Origin of the sequence: Caballeronia udeis (assembly GCF_044909315.1) — a bacterium.
GTDB classification, from domain to species: domain Bacteria; phylum Pseudomonadota; class Gammaproteobacteria; order Burkholderiales; family Burkholderiaceae; genus Caballeronia; species Caballeronia udeis_A.
Genome location: NZ_JBIYEB010000006.1, coordinates 241,142 through 255,394, shown reverse-complemented (window position 1 = coordinate 255,394; position 14,253 = coordinate 241,142). Strand labels below are relative to the sequence as shown.

Annotated in this window: 12 protein-coding genes and 1 pseudogene; 6 read left to right on the top strand and 7 right to left on the bottom strand. The window is 59.4% G+C overall.

Annotated elements, in window-relative coordinates; translation table 11 throughout:
• Positions 1-92 precede the first annotated feature (92 nt).
• Positions 93-356: a hypothetical protein gene (locus ABH944_RS12875; protein WP_404606325.1), complete on the bottom strand. Its 264-nt coding sequence runs from the start codon at positions 354-356 to the stop codon at positions 93-95.
• 559 nt (positions 357-915) lie between these two features.
• Between ABH944_RS12875 and ABH944_RS12870 the strand changes: the two are divergent.
• A pseudogene (locus ABH944_RS12870) lies at positions 916-1,968 on the top strand (DUF2252 domain-containing protein); the annotation flags it as partial.
• 504 nt (positions 1,969-2,472) lie between these two features.
• On the top strand, positions 2,473-3,213 hold the full coding sequence (gene aqpZ, locus ABH944_RS12865; RefSeq protein ID WP_404606323.1) for an aquaporin Z: 741 nt from the start codon (positions 2,473-2,475) through the stop codon (positions 3,211-3,213).
• A gap of 155 nt (positions 3,214-3,368) precedes the next feature.
• On the opposite strand, the gene ABH944_RS12860 is transcribed toward aqpZ, so the two are convergent.
• The 3 genes from ABH944_RS12860 to ABH944_RS12850 all read right to left on the bottom strand — a co-directional run bounded on the left by ABH944_RS12860 (position 3,369) and on the right by ABH944_RS12850 (position 5,992).
• The gene (locus ABH944_RS12860) at positions 3,369-3,572 is read right to left on the bottom strand and encodes a cold-shock protein (protein WP_031362205.1); all 204 of its coding nucleotides are present in this window, start codon (positions 3,570-3,572) and stop codon (positions 3,369-3,371) included.
• A gap of 829 nt (positions 3,573-4,401) precedes the next feature.
• Positions 4,402-4,653, bottom strand: coding sequence for a DUF6440 family protein (locus tag ABH944_RS12855; RefSeq protein WP_404606320.1), 252 nt, complete (start codon positions 4,651-4,653; stop codon positions 4,402-4,404).
• Between the two features lie 220 nt (positions 4,654-4,873).
• Entirely contained in the window at positions 4,874-5,992 is a 1,119-nt protein-coding gene (locus ABH944_RS12850; protein ID WP_404606319.1) for an aminotransferase class I/II-fold pyridoxal phosphate-dependent enzyme, read from the bottom strand.
• 187 nt (positions 5,993-6,179) lie between these two features.
• Here ABH944_RS12850 and ABH944_RS12845 point away from each other — a divergent pair, with 187 nt between their 5' ends.
• The 3 genes from ABH944_RS12845 (at position 6,180) to ABH944_RS12835 (ending at position 9,729) form a co-directional block, all read left to right on the top strand.
• Positions 6,180-7,073 (top strand): LysR family transcriptional regulator ArgP, encoded by an 894-nt coding sequence (locus tag ABH944_RS12845; protein ID WP_404606318.1) that lies wholly within the window; start codon positions 6,180-6,182, stop codon positions 7,071-7,073.
• 124 nt (positions 7,074-7,197) lie between these two features.
• Positions 7,198-8,913 (top strand): dihydroxyacetone kinase subunit DhaK, encoded by a 1,716-nt coding sequence (gene dhaK / locus ABH944_RS12840; RefSeq protein WP_404606317.1) that lies wholly within the window; start codon positions 7,198-7,200, stop codon positions 8,911-8,913.
• Positions 8,914-8,937: 24 nt separating this feature from the next.
• Positions 8,938-9,729 (top strand): SDR family NAD(P)-dependent oxidoreductase, encoded by a 792-nt coding sequence (locus tag ABH944_RS12835; RefSeq protein ID WP_404606316.1) that lies wholly within the window; start codon positions 8,938-8,940, stop codon positions 9,727-9,729.
• 15 nt (positions 9,730-9,744) lie between these two features.
• Here ABH944_RS12835 and ABH944_RS12830 read toward each other — a convergent pair whose 3' ends face one another.
• Positions 9,745-10,644: an NAD(P)-dependent oxidoreductase gene (locus ABH944_RS12830; RefSeq protein ID WP_404606315.1), complete on the bottom strand. Its 900-nt coding sequence runs from the start codon at positions 10,642-10,644 to the stop codon at positions 9,745-9,747.
• Between the two features lie 631 nt (positions 10,645-11,275).
• On the opposite strand from ABH944_RS12830, the gene ABH944_RS12825 reads away from it, so the two are divergent.
• On the top strand, positions 11,276-12,169 hold the full coding sequence (locus ABH944_RS12825; protein ID WP_404606314.1) for a glutamate/aspartate ABC transporter substrate-binding protein: 894 nt from the start codon (positions 11,276-11,278) through the stop codon (positions 12,167-12,169).
• 63 nt (positions 12,170-12,232) lie between these two features.
• Here ABH944_RS12825 and ABH944_RS12820 read toward each other — a convergent pair whose 3' ends face one another.
• Positions 12,233-12,787 carry a carboxymuconolactone decarboxylase family protein gene (locus tag ABH944_RS12820; RefSeq protein ID WP_404606313.1) on the bottom strand — a complete coding sequence of 185 codons (555 nt, stop codon included), beginning with the start codon at positions 12,785-12,787 and terminating at the stop codon, positions 12,233-12,235.
• A gap of 25 nt (positions 12,788-12,812) precedes the next feature.
• Entirely contained in the window at positions 12,813-14,159 is a 1,347-nt protein-coding gene (locus ABH944_RS12815) for an aspartate aminotransferase family protein (protein ID WP_404606311.1), read from the bottom strand.
• Between the last annotated feature and the right edge of the window lie 94 nt (positions 14,160-14,253).

The following is a 14,253-nucleotide window of genomic DNA, read 5'->3' as shown; positions in this document are numbered from 1 at the left end:
TTCTCAACCCCAAACGGTCGAATCCCATAGGGAATCACGTCCTGGATGCAGGACGACCTCGCCGCTAAAGCGGCGAACTGGTGACGAAGGGTTTAGAGCGCGCGAGGAGGTTTCCACAAGCCGTCGGGCTCGCGGACAAACAGCGACTGGGTATAGTGAAAGAACATCGGCCGATAAGCGCCGGCACTCCTGGCAATGGCGGGAGCCGACACCGGAATGCTCATGCAGCCGATCTGGCACTGCACGGTCATCTTGCAGGGCGAGTCTTTTGACTTGCTGTTCTGACCCGCAGCCATTGCCATTGACTCGCAATCCGGCATGGCCGCGGAGATCGTGCTACCCGAGTCATGGCTCACGGATTGCCTCGGACATTGCCCGGCCGAGCCGCTAGCTGCCAGCCCGGTTAAGGGCAGCACCGCGCACAGCCACAGGACGAACAAGGTACGCAGGATTTTCACGACCGGAAGTATAGCTCAGCGCTTAATTTCAGATAAAGCCTAAGTTAATGGATGATTCTTACCGTTAGGGCGCCGAGCGGGCTAAGCCTTTAATAGCGATTGAGCGGAGGCAGCGGCGACTGCGCATTGCGTTGTTTACGGGCACGCTTAGCCGCCTTGCCCAACGACGCGTGGCAGCCGGATGTCCGCCAGGTCATGCGTGACGATGAGAATAGTCCGTACTATTGGTGGTTTCCGGGTGCGGGCGGTTAGCCTTGCCCCAAAAGACGCCCACCTTGATCGCGCGATTTCGCGTGAGTCCAATGTCTCTGTTTCGAGGGACTGGATAACAATCGCGTGCGAGTGGCCACCGGGCTGGCGTACGAGAGCCTGCCCGACGGGAAGACATCCTCTCATGCGCACTCCCGGTCGCGCTCCTGATGACGCGCACGAAGTGCATGCAAATGGACTTTCGCACCCTTGGGAATGGGACATCAAGCGGCTGGCCGCGAGCTTCATGGTGGCCGCGCGGCACATGCGCTTGAGCCGGCTGACGGGCGAGAGCCTGATTGAATCCCTAGTGACGCAATACCGGACCTGAATGCAGGAATACGCGCGATACAGTGCGCTGGAGCTCTGGTATGAGCGCATTACGTTCGACCGGATGCTCGAGACCGCCGTGACGCCGGAGCGCCGGCGCACGTTGCGCAAGGGAATGGAAAAGGCCGCTAGCCGCACGCACGACAGCATGCTTGAGAAGGTGGCCGAATTTAGTGGCGAGACCGGGAGCTGGACCCTGCGAGACATGCCGCCGGGCATGTTTCACGTGCACGGTGCCAACGCGCTGTTCGAACCCGGCGATGAATGAATCAAGCTCGGAAACTGGCAAGCGTTGATCAAGGGCATGTTTCCGCAGTATGTGAAAACGCTTAGCCACGACCGGCGCGCACTGCTCAAGCATTTCACGGCACAGGATCTGGCCTTCAAGGTGGTGGGCGTGGGCAGCGTCGGGACTCGCTGCCTGGTTCTGTTGATGACCGACGAACTGGGGAAACCCATGTTCCTTCAGATCAAGGAGGCACGGCCATCGGTGATCGAGCAGTACTTCGATGCCGAACGGCTGGACCATGCGGGCGAACGCGTCGTACGCGGCCAGCGGGTGATGCAGGCAGCCAGCGACATCTTTCTTGGCTGGGCGATCGGACCATCGGGACGCCATTTCTATTTCCGGCAACTGCGGGACATGAAGCTGTCGGCGAACATTGAGTTATTCGATATCGACGTGCTGGAGGGTTATGCCCGGCTGTGCGGCTGGATACTGGCGCGCGCCCATGCAAAAGCCAGCGGCAAGGCCATTGAGATCAGCGCGTATCTGGGTCAGGGCACTCAGTTCGCCGAAGCGCCGGTCGCCTATTCGAAGGACTACGCGGATCAGGTTGAACGCGATTTCGACCTATTTACGCAGGCCGTCGGGACCGGCCGGATAGTTGCCCGGACAGACGAAGATATGGCTGCGGACTTTCATGTTTGATTGCCTGGAACCGGCGACTTCAGCCTGTACCTTAAGGAAGCCTTATGCAGGTTCGACCCTGCCGTGACAGATATTCTGACGAAAATTTCCCAAACACATACTGCTGATACGGACGCTTATTCGGCAACTTGAGTCGCGGATTTGAATTGCCTGGTCACTAACTTGTTGCATGCGGATGACATCGATTTTTAAAATGTTTGACCTACACTGGATTCGTGTCCGAATCACTTACTCCAGACGCGTTTTTGTCATGCAACAAAGCGATGCTATAGATGCGCTGCACCATGGATTTTCAAGGACAAGCCGTCCACGTCCACCGTAGCGTATGCAGGTTAAGCGAGTAGGCGAGCCTTGTCGCCCAAGGCTGGTCAGACACACGACCCCAACGTTGAAACTCAAACAGGATCGGCTATAAAAAAGTGAAGCACTTCATTTAGCGCAATGTCGGTTAGCGCCGTCTGGCCACTTCGTATTGAACCCGTTACCAATCTTGGATGGCACATCATGCGATTACAACAACGTCTTGCTGCGGAAATGTTTGGCACGTTTTGGCTAGTTCTTGGCGGTTGTGGCAGCGCAGTTCTCGCAGCTAAATTTCCCGGTACCGGCATTGGATTTGCAGGCGTGGCATTCGCGTTCGGATTAACCGTCCTGACCATGGCTTACGCGCTCGGGCATATATCGGGTTGCCACTTGAATCCGGCGGTCAGCGTGGGCCTCACCGTTGCGGGCCGCTTTCCTGTCCGGGACCTGGGACCCTATATTGTTGCGCAAGTAATAGGCGCGATCATTGGCGCTTTCGTGCTGTACCTGATCGCGTCCGGCGTACCCGGATTCGACGCGGCCGCGAGTGGATTTGCATCGAATGGATACGGTGCCCGTTCACCTGGCGGTTATTCGTTAAGCGCCGCGCTGATCTGCGAAATCGTGATGACGTTCTTCTTCCTGATGGTCATTCTCGGTTCGACCGACGGACGCGCGATCTCTGGTTTCGCGCCGCTCGCCATCGGGCTTTGCCTGACGCTGATTCACCTGATATCCATCCCGGTGACGAATACGTCGGTCAATCCCGCACGCTCCACCGGACCGGCGCTGTTCGCCGGCGGCGCTGCGTTGGGACAACTCTGGCTTTTCTGGGTCGCGCCGATCATTGGCGCCTGTATTGCCGGCGCGTTATATCCGCGGCTCTTTCCCGAGAAGGTCGCGGCGGTCGCGCCGGCGCCCATGGCTATCGATGCACCTTGACGCGCCGGCTGAAGAGACAGGTTGACGCGAGGCCTGCAGCGAAGCTGCTGTGTGGCCGGCTCGCGCCGGCGCTTGGCTCTGCCGCCCCCCAAAAAAACGAATGGCCCGCCTAAGCGGGCCATTCGGTTCACGCAATCAAGCCGTGCTGTAACGAATTACAGCGGCTGGATGTTCGACGCTTGCAGGCCCTTCGGGCCTTGCTTCGCTTCGTAGCTCACTTTCTGATTTTCCTGCAGTGTCTTGAAGCCTTCCGAGCGGATCTCAGAGAAATGCGCGAAGAGGTCATCGCCACCGCCGTCCGGCGTGATGAAGCCAAAACCCTTCGCATCATTAAACCACTTCACAATACCTGTTGCCATTTGCTGATTTTCCTAGAAGAGACGTAATTCCGTTTGGTAGCGCCACCAGCCGTCTATCGGCCAAGCGTTGCTGCCTCCTTTTACCACGCGAAAATGACAGTCGGCAATTGGATTCTGCCCGATGTTTCAAAAACAAAGCTCCAAAAACCATCGCATGCGGAGTGCTGAGACGCCTGACGCTCACCATCCGGAAGATCAGATAATAAATAAAACATTTGATAAGACAAAGGAAAAAGTCTATTTTTCGCGATCATTGAGGCTTCCGGACGCATCAATCAATGAAAAAATGGGCGGATATCGGCGTTTACAGCCTGCTGCCTGTTTTGGGGGCACCGTCGCGAACGGGCCAATTTCGGACACGGAACGACTTTGCTGGCAAAAAGCATGCGTGTGTTGCGGTTTGCACAAACAGCCGGCGGTAGAACCCCTTCATGGTGGGGCGTGGCAGGCAAATGCAGTGTGGGTATCGGTGTATCGGTTCGTTCGCGGCTCATCGTCATGCCGTTGCCGTGAGATCGCGGTGATATATCGCATTTCAACGTGCGTATCGGGGCTGGCGCGCTCGGGCTGACTAGGACCGTGCGCTGTGGCCGGTTTTTCGCCATGGAATGAAGCACTGCAAGCAAATTCGGCATCGATCCCTCTGTAACGGCATGAAATGGCGCTGTGCGCCGCTATCGGGCGACCGCCTGACGGCCAGGGCATCGAGATGGATAGCGGGCGCTCAGGGGAGCGGGAACGCCGTTGTGATCGTATGCATGCCGGCTTTCCGCCCATGCTCGGAGGCGGTGATGGGCACGACCCTTATCGCAAGGCCGCGCAGCCGCGATTACTGCCCGCGCTTTGGCGCATTGCAGTCGGGCGTGCCGTTGCTCTTCAGCAGCGGCGTGATGCCCCGGTTTTCGGCTATCAGGTACCGGCAGCCCGTTTCGTGATCCGTTTCCACCTGAATGTTGATGTCCTCGGTCGTCTCGCGAGTGAATCGCGACGAGTAGGCATTGGAGGCCTGCTTTGATTCCGCGCTCGCGGCATATGCGTTACATCCAACCGATGTTGCCAACAAAACAAGTAACCACTTCATCTTTTTGCACTCCGTGAGTCTCAGCAATATTGCACCTTAGTGTACGGGTGTATCGCGAAGCGTACCGTGCCGGGACGAACCGGCACGAGCATCCCTGCTCAACTCGGCCGCAAATCGTCCCCGCTCTCAACACGGGAAAGAGCCAGAAATCCAACCCGACCAGCGTGACGAAAACACCGCCGATCGCTCTTTGAACCCCGCACTTATCCTTTCGGTTGCCCTACTTCGAGCCGTGCTCGCGCAAATAGTTGTCGAATATCTGCAGGACCTCGGGCATGTTTCGGCGGCCAAAACCGATCCGGAAATGCTCATTGCCGTACTCGAGCAACGTGCTGGGCAGCAGAAGCACGCCGGTGTGCTCGAGGACTTCGGCGCAGAACCGCTCTGCATCTCCGCGCTTCAGCCGAGGGAAAGCGACTGTCCCCGCCGACGGCCGGCGCCACTCCAGAATCTCGCGATGACGTGCAAAGAAGGTATCGAGGATGGCGAGGTTATTCCTGACGATCGACGTATTCCGTTCAATCAACGCGCCGGTGTGGCGCAGCGCAACGCTCGCGAGATACTCGCTGGGCGCGCTGTTGCAGATGGTCAGGTAGTCCTTGAACGTGCTCATGGCCGCGATCACATTGCGATCCCGGGCTGCGACCCAGCCAACCCGCAGGCCCGCCAAACCATGCGACTTCGATAAAGCCCCAAGCGATATCGCTTTCTCATAGACATCGCACGCAGCGGGCAAACGCGCGGCGGGATCATGCTCCAGCCCTCGATAAACCTCGTCGCTGAATAGCCATAGACCGTGTCGCCGGGCGAATTCGACAATAGCGTCAAACCGCTCGCGCTCTGGCAGATAACCGGTCGGATTGTGCGGCGCGCAGATCAGCAACGCTTTCGTTTCCGCCCGGACGAGTGTCTCCAGCTCGTCGGGATCCAGGGCCCAATCCTCTGACTCGCGTGCAAGCCACGGCGACACCGAAACACCCGCCGCTTCAGCGATCGAATAGTGCGACTGATAACCCGGCATGTGGACGATCATGTGATCGCCTGGCTTGAGCATCGAGTGCACGAAAGAGAAGATCGCTTCCTGAGCGCCCGTATGGACGATCAGGTTTTCCATATCAATTGATTTGTACAACGTTGCAATTTCTTGCCGAAGTTCAGGCGCACCGGGATATTCGGTGTAGCCCAGGCGCAGGCGGCCAAGACCTTCCATAGAACCGGGCTCGAATGCAAGCAGGTCCGTAATCGACATGGACTCCGGGTCGGAGCTGCACAGCAGATAGCGTGCGGTGAATTCGTGAACAGCGAAATAACGCTCGAGTTGAAACGGCGATGGGGTCATGGCTTTTCCAGGAGAGGTGGCTGTCTTTGCAGCGGGTAGCGAGGCGCGCACGTGCGGCAGCCGAAGCCCGAGTCCAGGTCAGGTGCGGCAAAAGAGGCCGGTGGACGGGCGCTACCAACAGGCGTAGTCTGCCTTTCGTCAATGCTTAAAAGAAGCTAACTTTCCTAATGCGAGTTAAATTTTACTAATGTTGGACTATGCCTTGCTCGACGCACTTGGAGCGGTGGTACGCCTCGGCTCGTTCGATCGCGCCGCCCGGGAACTGAACGTCACGCCATCGGCCGTGTCCCAGCGGGTGAAGCTGCTGGAGGAGAGGGTCGGAAGCGTGCTGGTCAAGCGTGGTCAGCCGTGTATTGCCACGCCTCCGGGCGCGCTGCTTTGCAGTCATTTAGAACGCGTACAGCGCCTCGAAACAGAATTGGGCGGGCAGATGCCGACCTTGCCGGGCATGCTCGCCGGAAAGTGGCCGACGTTTCGCATGGCGGTCAATGACGACAGCGTAGGCACCTGGTTCATCGACGCCATTTCAAGCTTCTGCGCCGAACGGGAAATGCTGCTCGACCTGGTTATCGAAGATCAGGAATATACGGCGCAACAACTCCGCGACGGCAGCGTGCAAGGGGCGGTCACCACGCAGGCCGAGCCGGTGCAGGGATGCCGCTCGACCAAGCTGGGGCGCATGCGCTACCTGCCCGTTTGCTCACCGGCGTACTTTGACCGGCACTTCAATGCAGGGGTCACGCGTGACGCGCTGCGTCATGCGCCGCGCGTCGACTTCAGTCCGAAAGACCAGATGCAGAAGCGCTTCATGCGGCGGATCACGCGTGCGGATCTCGATCCGCCAAGGCACCTGATTCCGCATGTGGCGGGTTATCTGCGCGCGTGCCTGTCCGGCATGGCGTGGGGCATGTGTCCCACGCAGATGATCGGGCCGGCGCTCGCATCCGGCGAACTGGTTGAACTCGTGCCGGGTACACATATAGACGTCGATCTGTATTGGCAAAGCTGGCGGTTGTCCATCGGCTGGCTCGACGACTTCAGGGCCATGCTTCAGCAGCGCGCGAGCGGGTTCCTCGACTGACTGCGCGACCAACAAGCGCGATTGAACAACGCAAAAGCGCGATGCAGTTAGTCCATCTATCATGTCTCCCAACCGCGAAGGGCTCGCGCCGAAGAGCCGGCGGTTTCCAAGGAGGATGGCTGACATGAAAAAGCTCATCAACGACGTCTCCGGGGTTGTGCCCGACATGCTCGACGGACTCGCCGCACTCAACCCAGGTTTGTCGTTGCTGCAGGGCAGCACGATCATCGTGCGCGCCGATGCCGAAGCGGCAGCAGCGCGCGGCGAAGTGGCCCTGATCTCGGGCGGCGGCTCGGGGCACGAGCCCGCTCACGGTGGCTACGTCGGTCCCGGCATGCTCAGCGCGGCGGTAGCCGGCGAGGTCTTTACGTCGCCTTCGACCGATGCCGTCCTCGATGCCATTCGCGCCGTGGCCGGTCCCGCGGGCGTGCTCCTGATCGTCAAGAACTACACGGGCGACCGCTTCAATTTCGGCCTTGCCGCGGAGATCGCGCGGGCTGAGGGCATTGCGGTGGAAATGATCATCGTCGCCGACGATGTCGCCCTGTCGGCACACGGCGAACACGCCGGCCGGCGCGGCCTTGCAGGAACCGTGTTCGTGCACAAGATAGCGGGCGCGGCTGCCGCCGAAGGACGGTCGCTCCGCGAAGTGGCGCAGATTGCACGCGATACGGCGGCATCGCTTGGCACCATGGGCGTGGCCCTTACGCCGTGCACGGTGCCGGCGGCAGGCAAGCCGGGTTTCGAGCTCGCCGACAATGAAATCGAATGGGGTCTCGGCATTCACGGCGAGCCAGGCGTGGAACGCGGGGCGCTCGAACCGGCGGGACAGATTACCGGACGCCTGCTCGCGAAGATCATCGACGATCTTGCGTTGAAGCCCGATGACCGCGTCGCGCTTCTTGTAAACAATCTGGGCGGCACACCGTCGAGCGAGCTGAGCATTGTCGCGGGATCGGCGCTGCGCTACCTTCGCGAACATAAGATTCATGTAGAGCGTGCGTGGTCCGGCACATTCCTGAGCGCACTCGAGATGGCAGGCATTTCCCTCACGTTATTACGCGTGGACGATCAACGGCTCGCGTGGCTCGACGCGGCCGCGCAGACCACGGCATGGCCCGCGTTGAGCGGCCGCGTTGCGCAGGCATCGGTCAAGCCGGCACCTGTCGCACCGGTCACGGCTAGCGGCGCGCGGCTCTCGCGTGACTCGTCGTTGCGACGGGTTATCGAAGCGGTATGCGCATGTCTTCTCGAAGCAGAACCGGTGCTGACCGAGATGGATCAGCGCGTGGGCGACGGCGATCTCGGCATCAGCATGTCGCGCGCGGCGCGCAGCATCCTTGGCGAAATCGATACCTATCCCTCGGAGAAGACGCCGGGAGCCGTGTTGCGGACCATGTCCGCCACCATAAGAAGAGTGGTTGGGGGCACATCAGGACCGCTCTACGCAGTCATGCTGTTACGTGCGGCCGTGGTGATTGAACAGTCTGGCGAGTCTGGCACGAAGGATTGGTCGGCGGCATTCACTGCGGCAGTTGATGGCGTGACGGCACTGGGTGGCGCGCATCCCGGAGACCGGACCATGGTCGATGCGCTGCATCCGGCTGCCGCCGCACTGCAAACCGCGCTCGTGAAATCAGGCGGTATCGATACGGACGAGGCGCTAAAAGCAGCCGTCGATGCAGCGACATCAGGCGCCACGCAAACGGCGTCGATGACCCCACGGCTCGGACGTTCCAGTTACGTGGGTGATCGTGCATTAGGCTTTGCCGATCCCGGCGCGCATGCGGTCCGATTATGGCTCGCCGCGATTCGCAGCGCGCTGGACACTCAAGCTTGAGCAACTAAAAAGGAGACGATAAAAATGGATCTGAATCTGCGCGGCAAGGTGGTTGTATTGACGGGAGCGAGCGTGGGCATCGGGCTCGCGGTAGCGGAGGCGTTCGCGGCAGAAGGCGCGAACCTGCTGCTCGCGGCGCGACAAGAAGAGCGGCTCACGGAAGCTGCTGCGCGTATCGCGCGGGAGTTCGGCGTGTCGGCGGTGCCGGTTGCCTGCGACGTTGCTACCGCCGCGGGCGTCAACAAGATCGTCGCCGCTGCCAGCACGAATTTCGGTGGCGCCGACATCCTCTTCAACAACGCCGGCACCGGCAGCAACGAAACCATCATGGACGCGCCCGACGAGAAGTGGCAGTCCTATTGGGACCTTCATGTCATGGCCGCCGTGCGCCTCGCGCGCGGTCTCGTCCCATTGATGAAAACGCGCGGCGGTGGCGCGATCTTGAATAACGCGTCGATCTGCGCGACGCAGCCGCTCGGCTACGAGCCCATCTATAACGTAACGAAAGCCGCGTTGATGATGCTGTCGAAGAATCTGGCGAACGAGCTGATCAAGGACAACATCCGCGTCAACACGATCAATCCGGGGCTTGTGCTGACACCCGACTGGATCAAGACGGCCAAGGAACTGACACGCGATTCGGGCGGCGACTGGGAAGCGCATCTGCAACATGTCGCCGACCAACACGCGCCCATCCGCCGCTTCGCCACGCCCGCCGAGCTGGCAAGCTTTATCGTCTTCCTGTGCTCGGAGCGTGCGAGCTATAGCGTGGGATCGACCTATTTCGTCGATGGCGGGATGCTAAAGACAGTGTGACGCGTGCTCCTGCGCTCAATTGTCTTTACGGCTTGGCGGCAAGTTGTTTTCCCGCCGGATCTCGCGAATGAGCGCGCTATGGTCGAGATCGCCGTCGCCGTGGTCGACCATGGAAGCAAACAGCGCGTCCACACCATGCGACACCGGCAACTCCAACCCGAGGGACCGCGCCCGCGCCAAAGCGGTACGCGTGTCCTTCAACTGATACTTCGCGGCACCACCGGGTGCGAACATTTCATCGATCATGCGTTGGCCGTGCTTACGCAAAATCGGCGAATCAGCAAAGCCACCGGCAAGCGCTTCAATGACCTTCGCCGGGTCCGCGCCGCCACGCTCCGCAAACAATAACGCTTCGGCCACGGCAGCAATCGTGTTTGCCACGATCAACTGATTCGCCAGCTTGGCCTGCTGTCCTGTTCCAGCAGGACCCACGCGCACCGGACGGCCCATTGCACTCAGCAGCTCGCGCGCTGCCTCGAAGGTGTCCGGCTCGCCGCCCGCCATGATCGCAAGCGTGGCATCAATCGCGCCTTGCTGGCCTCCCGACACCGGCGCATCGAGATAACGAAAACGACGCCCGGCGCTTATTCGCGATTGTTCGACGGCTGTCTCAACGGGGATCGAACTCATCACGATCACCGTCGCGCCGGGAGCAAGCGCGGCCAGGACTGCCTTGTCATGGAATACAACGGCGTCGCAGGTCGGACCATCGCTCAACATGCAGATCAACACAATCGCACCTTGTGCCGCGTCTGCAGGTGTGTCACAGACCACCGCTCCTTTTTCGGCGAGCGCGGAAGCCTTCTGCTTCGAGCGATTCCAGGCTCGCACGCCATACCCGGCCGCCAGCAGGTTACGCGCCATCGGCTCGCCCATCAGGCCGGTCCCCAGAAATGCAATCACCTCGTCCTTCATGCGTCACCTCGTTGTTCGGTAGTCACTATCGGCATGGTGGCCGATCCGGGACGGCGCGGCAACAGCATCGCGCGCACCCCGCCTGCAGCGACCAGCGCGGCAATCGGCAGGAAGCCCGGTGTATAGCTGCCCGTCGCCGTCTTTGCTCGTGCAGCTTTATGAATGAGCGCATGTTTGCACGCAAAGCTCTGGATAACTCCTGCATAACCCAGTGAAGTCCTGTGGGCGAAACCTTGATAACTCGGGTGCTGTGCGTAAAGCCCTAGAAGTTATCCTTCGGCCAACCGCCGGTTCCCCACTTGGTACGCAAGTTACCTGTTCGCTAGAGCGTTGATCCGAAGCAGGATTGACCGCTTATCCACAGAAACGGCCGATGCTTGTTAACTATTACTATGTATACATATCAATCCATTAAGAACCATAAGGCATGGATGCGCACGGCCGGTTGATGCTGCCTTCTTTATAAGCGCCGGGTCCGAATGCGATGACCGCAAGCCGGCCCGCGTCATCTCCTGACAACACGCTGAACCTCGGTAGTTAACATATGTTGTAATTTATTTTGTTATGGCAACATATGATTATCGGTGCTGCGAAGCGCTATCGATAACCAATGCAAAGACTGAGGAATGTCATGAACCGGACCACATTGCTCGCCGCCGCCGTGATGGCCGCTGTGTCCACGGGCGTCTTCGCGCAGGATGCTCAAACGACTCTGGCCAAGATCCAGGTATCCAATACGATTGCAATCGGGCATCGGGAGACGTCGGTCCCCTTTTCCTATATCGATGCAAACAATGAGGTCATCGGTTTCTCGCAGGATATCTGCAACAAGGTCATTGACGCGGTGAAGGCGAAGATCAAGAAGCCTGATCTCAAAGTGCGGTTTATCCCGGTCACGTCGCAGAACCGGATTGCGTTGGTGCAAAACGGCACGGTCGATCTGGAATGCGGCGTCACGACGAACCTGAAAGCGCGTCAGGCTCAGGTCACGTTTTCCGACACCTTCTTTGTGGCCACGACTCGCCTGCTGACCCGCAAGGATTCGGGCATCAAGGACTTCCCCGATCTTGCGGGCAAGACCGTTGTCACGAACCAGGGAACCACGTCCGAGCGAATTCTCCGCAAGATGAACGAGGAGAAAAAGATGAACATGCAGATCATCAGCGCGAAGGACTATGGCGAAGGCCGTCTGACGCTGGAAACGGGCCGCGCAGTTGCATACATGATGGACGACGTGCTTCTGGCTGGAACGCGCTCGCTGACCGCCAATCCCTCCGACTATGTGCTGGTCGGCACGCCGCAGTCTTCAGAAGCCTATGGCTTCATGCTGAGAAAAGACGATCCGGAGTTCAAGAAGCTGGTGGATGACACCATGAGCGAAATCATGAAGGGACCGGAGATCAAGACCATGTACGCGAAATGGTTCATGAAGCCGGTGCCGCCGAAGAACATCAGCTTTGATTTCCCGATGAGCGAATCCCTTCAAAAGCTGTATGCCAATCCAAACGACACCGCTTTCGAGTGAATACTCGCACCGCGTTAAAAAGCCACCTTCTTTCAGCAAGGTGGCTTTTTTATTTGCCGCGCGTTATTCCGGGAACGGCAGTGTGGTCTGCCCTTCGGCGCGCATGCCGAACGTGTTCAGGGTCATGGCGACCAACGCGTAGTAACCGAGCAATCCGACCAGATTGATGACAACCACGTGCCCGAAGCCTTTGACCGCTGCGTCGAACGTCTTGTCGGAGACTCGCCTGGTTTCGTATAGCTCGGTGGCGAATTCATAGATAAGCGCGTCGTCGGCGCTGTCGAATGTGGGACGCTCGCCTCGTTGAACGGCGTCGGCAACCGCCTTCGGAACGCCTGCATCCAACGCGATGGGATAGTGGATGAACCACTCCCCTTGGGATTGCCAACGCGAGGCCGTGACGAGAATAGCCAGTTCCGACAAGCGCAGTGACAAACCCGTCTTGTATCGACAAAACGCGCCCAGCCGTTGAGCATGATCAGCCAATTCCGGGCTATGAATCCATCCCAGGAACGGACCGTTCAAGTTGCCGCGCGGGCCGCTCAGGATATTTTGAAGAACGGCCTTTTGCTCGTCGGTAGCGTTGGCAGTATCGAAATCTGGAAGGCGATGGGTCATGGGTTGTCCACGGTTTGATTGTTGCTTAGCGAGCGCCCAGTGCGCCGATTGCGGTCAATGCCCCGTCTATGGCGTCGGTCAGGCGTGCGCCGATTGTGTCGATCTGTCCGGCCGTGGCAATGAACGGCGGCGCCAGCAGCACATGGTCACCTACGGCGCCGTCTACCGTACCGCCCATCGGATAGACCATCAGGCCGCGCTTCATTGCTTCGCTCTTGATCACCGCGTGTAACTTCTTGCTGGCGTCGAATGGTTTCTTCGACACCCGGTCCTGCACCAGTTCGACACCGATAAACAAGCCTCGGCCACGCACGTCGCCGATAAACGGATGACTCGCATAATGCGCGCGAAGCAATCCATGGAGCTGCTCGCCCCTTGCCTGCACGTTGTTCAGCAGCTTCTCGTCCGCGATAACCCGCTGGACTTCCAGGGCTGCCGCACAAGCGGTCGCGTGGCCGATATAGGTGTGCCCGTGCTGGAAGAAACCCGAGCCGTTGACAATGGTGTTGTAGATCTCGTCACTGACGAGCGTCGCACCAATTGCCTGGTAACCGGCTCCCAGGCCCTTCGCGATAGTCAGGAGGTCTGGAACCACGCCGTCCTCTGCGCAGGCGTACAGGTGGCCGGTACGCCCCATCCCGGACATGATTTCGTCCAGGATCAGCAATACGCCGTACTTGTTGCACACCGCGCGAATTTTCTTGAAGTATTCGCGCACCGGCGGCACCGCGCCTGCAGTTGCCCCTACGACCGTTTCGGCGACGAAAGCTGCGACCGTGTCACCGCCGAGCTCCAGGATTTTCGACTCGAGTTCGTCGGCCAGGCGCTGCGCGAAAGCTTCCTCGGTTTCATCGGCGCGCTGTTCGCGATACGCATAGCACGGACTCACATGATGGGCTTCGATGAGGATGGGAAGAAACGGCTCACGGCGCCACGCGTTTCCGCCAATAGCAAGCGCGCCGAGTGTGTTGCCGTGATAACTCTGGCGGCGAGCGATGAAATGACGCCGCTGCCCCTGACCCTTTTCGACGAAGTACTGCCGGGCGAGTTTGAGGGCGGCTTCGATGGCTTCGGAGCCGCCGGAGGTGAAGTACACATGGCCCAGACCCGCGGGAGCATCGGCGACCAGGCGGTCGGACAACTCCTCCGCAACGGCCGTTGTGAAAAACGATGTGTGAGCGTAGGGAAGCTGCTGGGCCTGCCGCTTGATGGCATCGATAACGCGTTGATTGCTGTGGCCCAGGCACGAAACCGCGGCACCGCCCGATGCGTCGATATAGCGCTTACCTTCCGAGTCGATGATTTCGATTCCATCGCCGGCAACTGCAACAGGAAGTTTGGCTCGCGGGGCGCGATGAAAAACGGTTGTCATTCTGACCTCGATGTTGCTGACGATGCGCGGGCGCTCGTCACTTGGAGAATAAAGATTCTGAGCCGGCGTTCGCCTTGATTGACGGCAACTCAAG

Bases quoted from the DNA above. Each gene is read 5' to 3' on its own strand.
- aqpZ (WP_404606323.1), top strand. From the start codon at position 2,473: ATGCGATTACAACAACGTCTTGCTGCGGAAATGTTTGGCACGTTTTGG.
- ABH944_RS12860 (WP_031362205.1), bottom strand. From the start codon at position 3,572: ATGGCAACAGGTATTGTGAAGTGGTTTAATGATGCGAAGGGTTTTGGC.
- ABH944_RS12855 (WP_404606320.1), bottom strand. From the start codon at position 4,653: ATGAAGTGGTTACTTGTTTTGTTGGCAACATCGGTTGGATGTAACGCA.
- ABH944_RS12850 (WP_404606319.1), bottom strand. From the start codon at position 5,992: ATGACCCCATCGCCGTTTCAACTCGAGCGTTATTTCGCTGTTCACGAA.
- ABH944_RS12845 (WP_404606318.1), top strand. From the start codon at position 6,180: ATGTTGGACTATGCCTTGCTCGACGCACTTGGAGCGGTGGTACGCCTC.
- dhaK (WP_404606317.1), top strand. From the start codon at position 7,198: ATGAAAAAGCTCATCAACGACGTCTCCGGGGTTGTGCCCGACATGCTC.
- ABH944_RS12835 (WP_404606316.1), top strand. From the start codon at position 8,938: ATGGATCTGAATCTGCGCGGCAAGGTGGTTGTATTGACGGGAGCGAGC.
- ABH944_RS12830 (WP_404606315.1), bottom strand. From the start codon at position 10,644: ATGAAGGACGAGGTGATTGCATTTCTGGGGACCGGCCTGATGGGCGAG.
- ABH944_RS12825 (WP_404606314.1), top strand. From the start codon at position 11,276: ATGAACCGGACCACATTGCTCGCCGCCGCCGTGATGGCCGCTGTGTCC.
- ABH944_RS12820 (WP_404606313.1), bottom strand. From the start codon at position 12,787: ATGACCCATCGCCTTCCAGATTTCGATACTGCCAACGCTACCGACGAG.
- ABH944_RS12815 (WP_404606311.1), bottom strand. From the start codon at position 14,159: ATGACAACCGTTTTTCATCGCGCCCCGCGAGCCAAACTTCCTGTTGCA.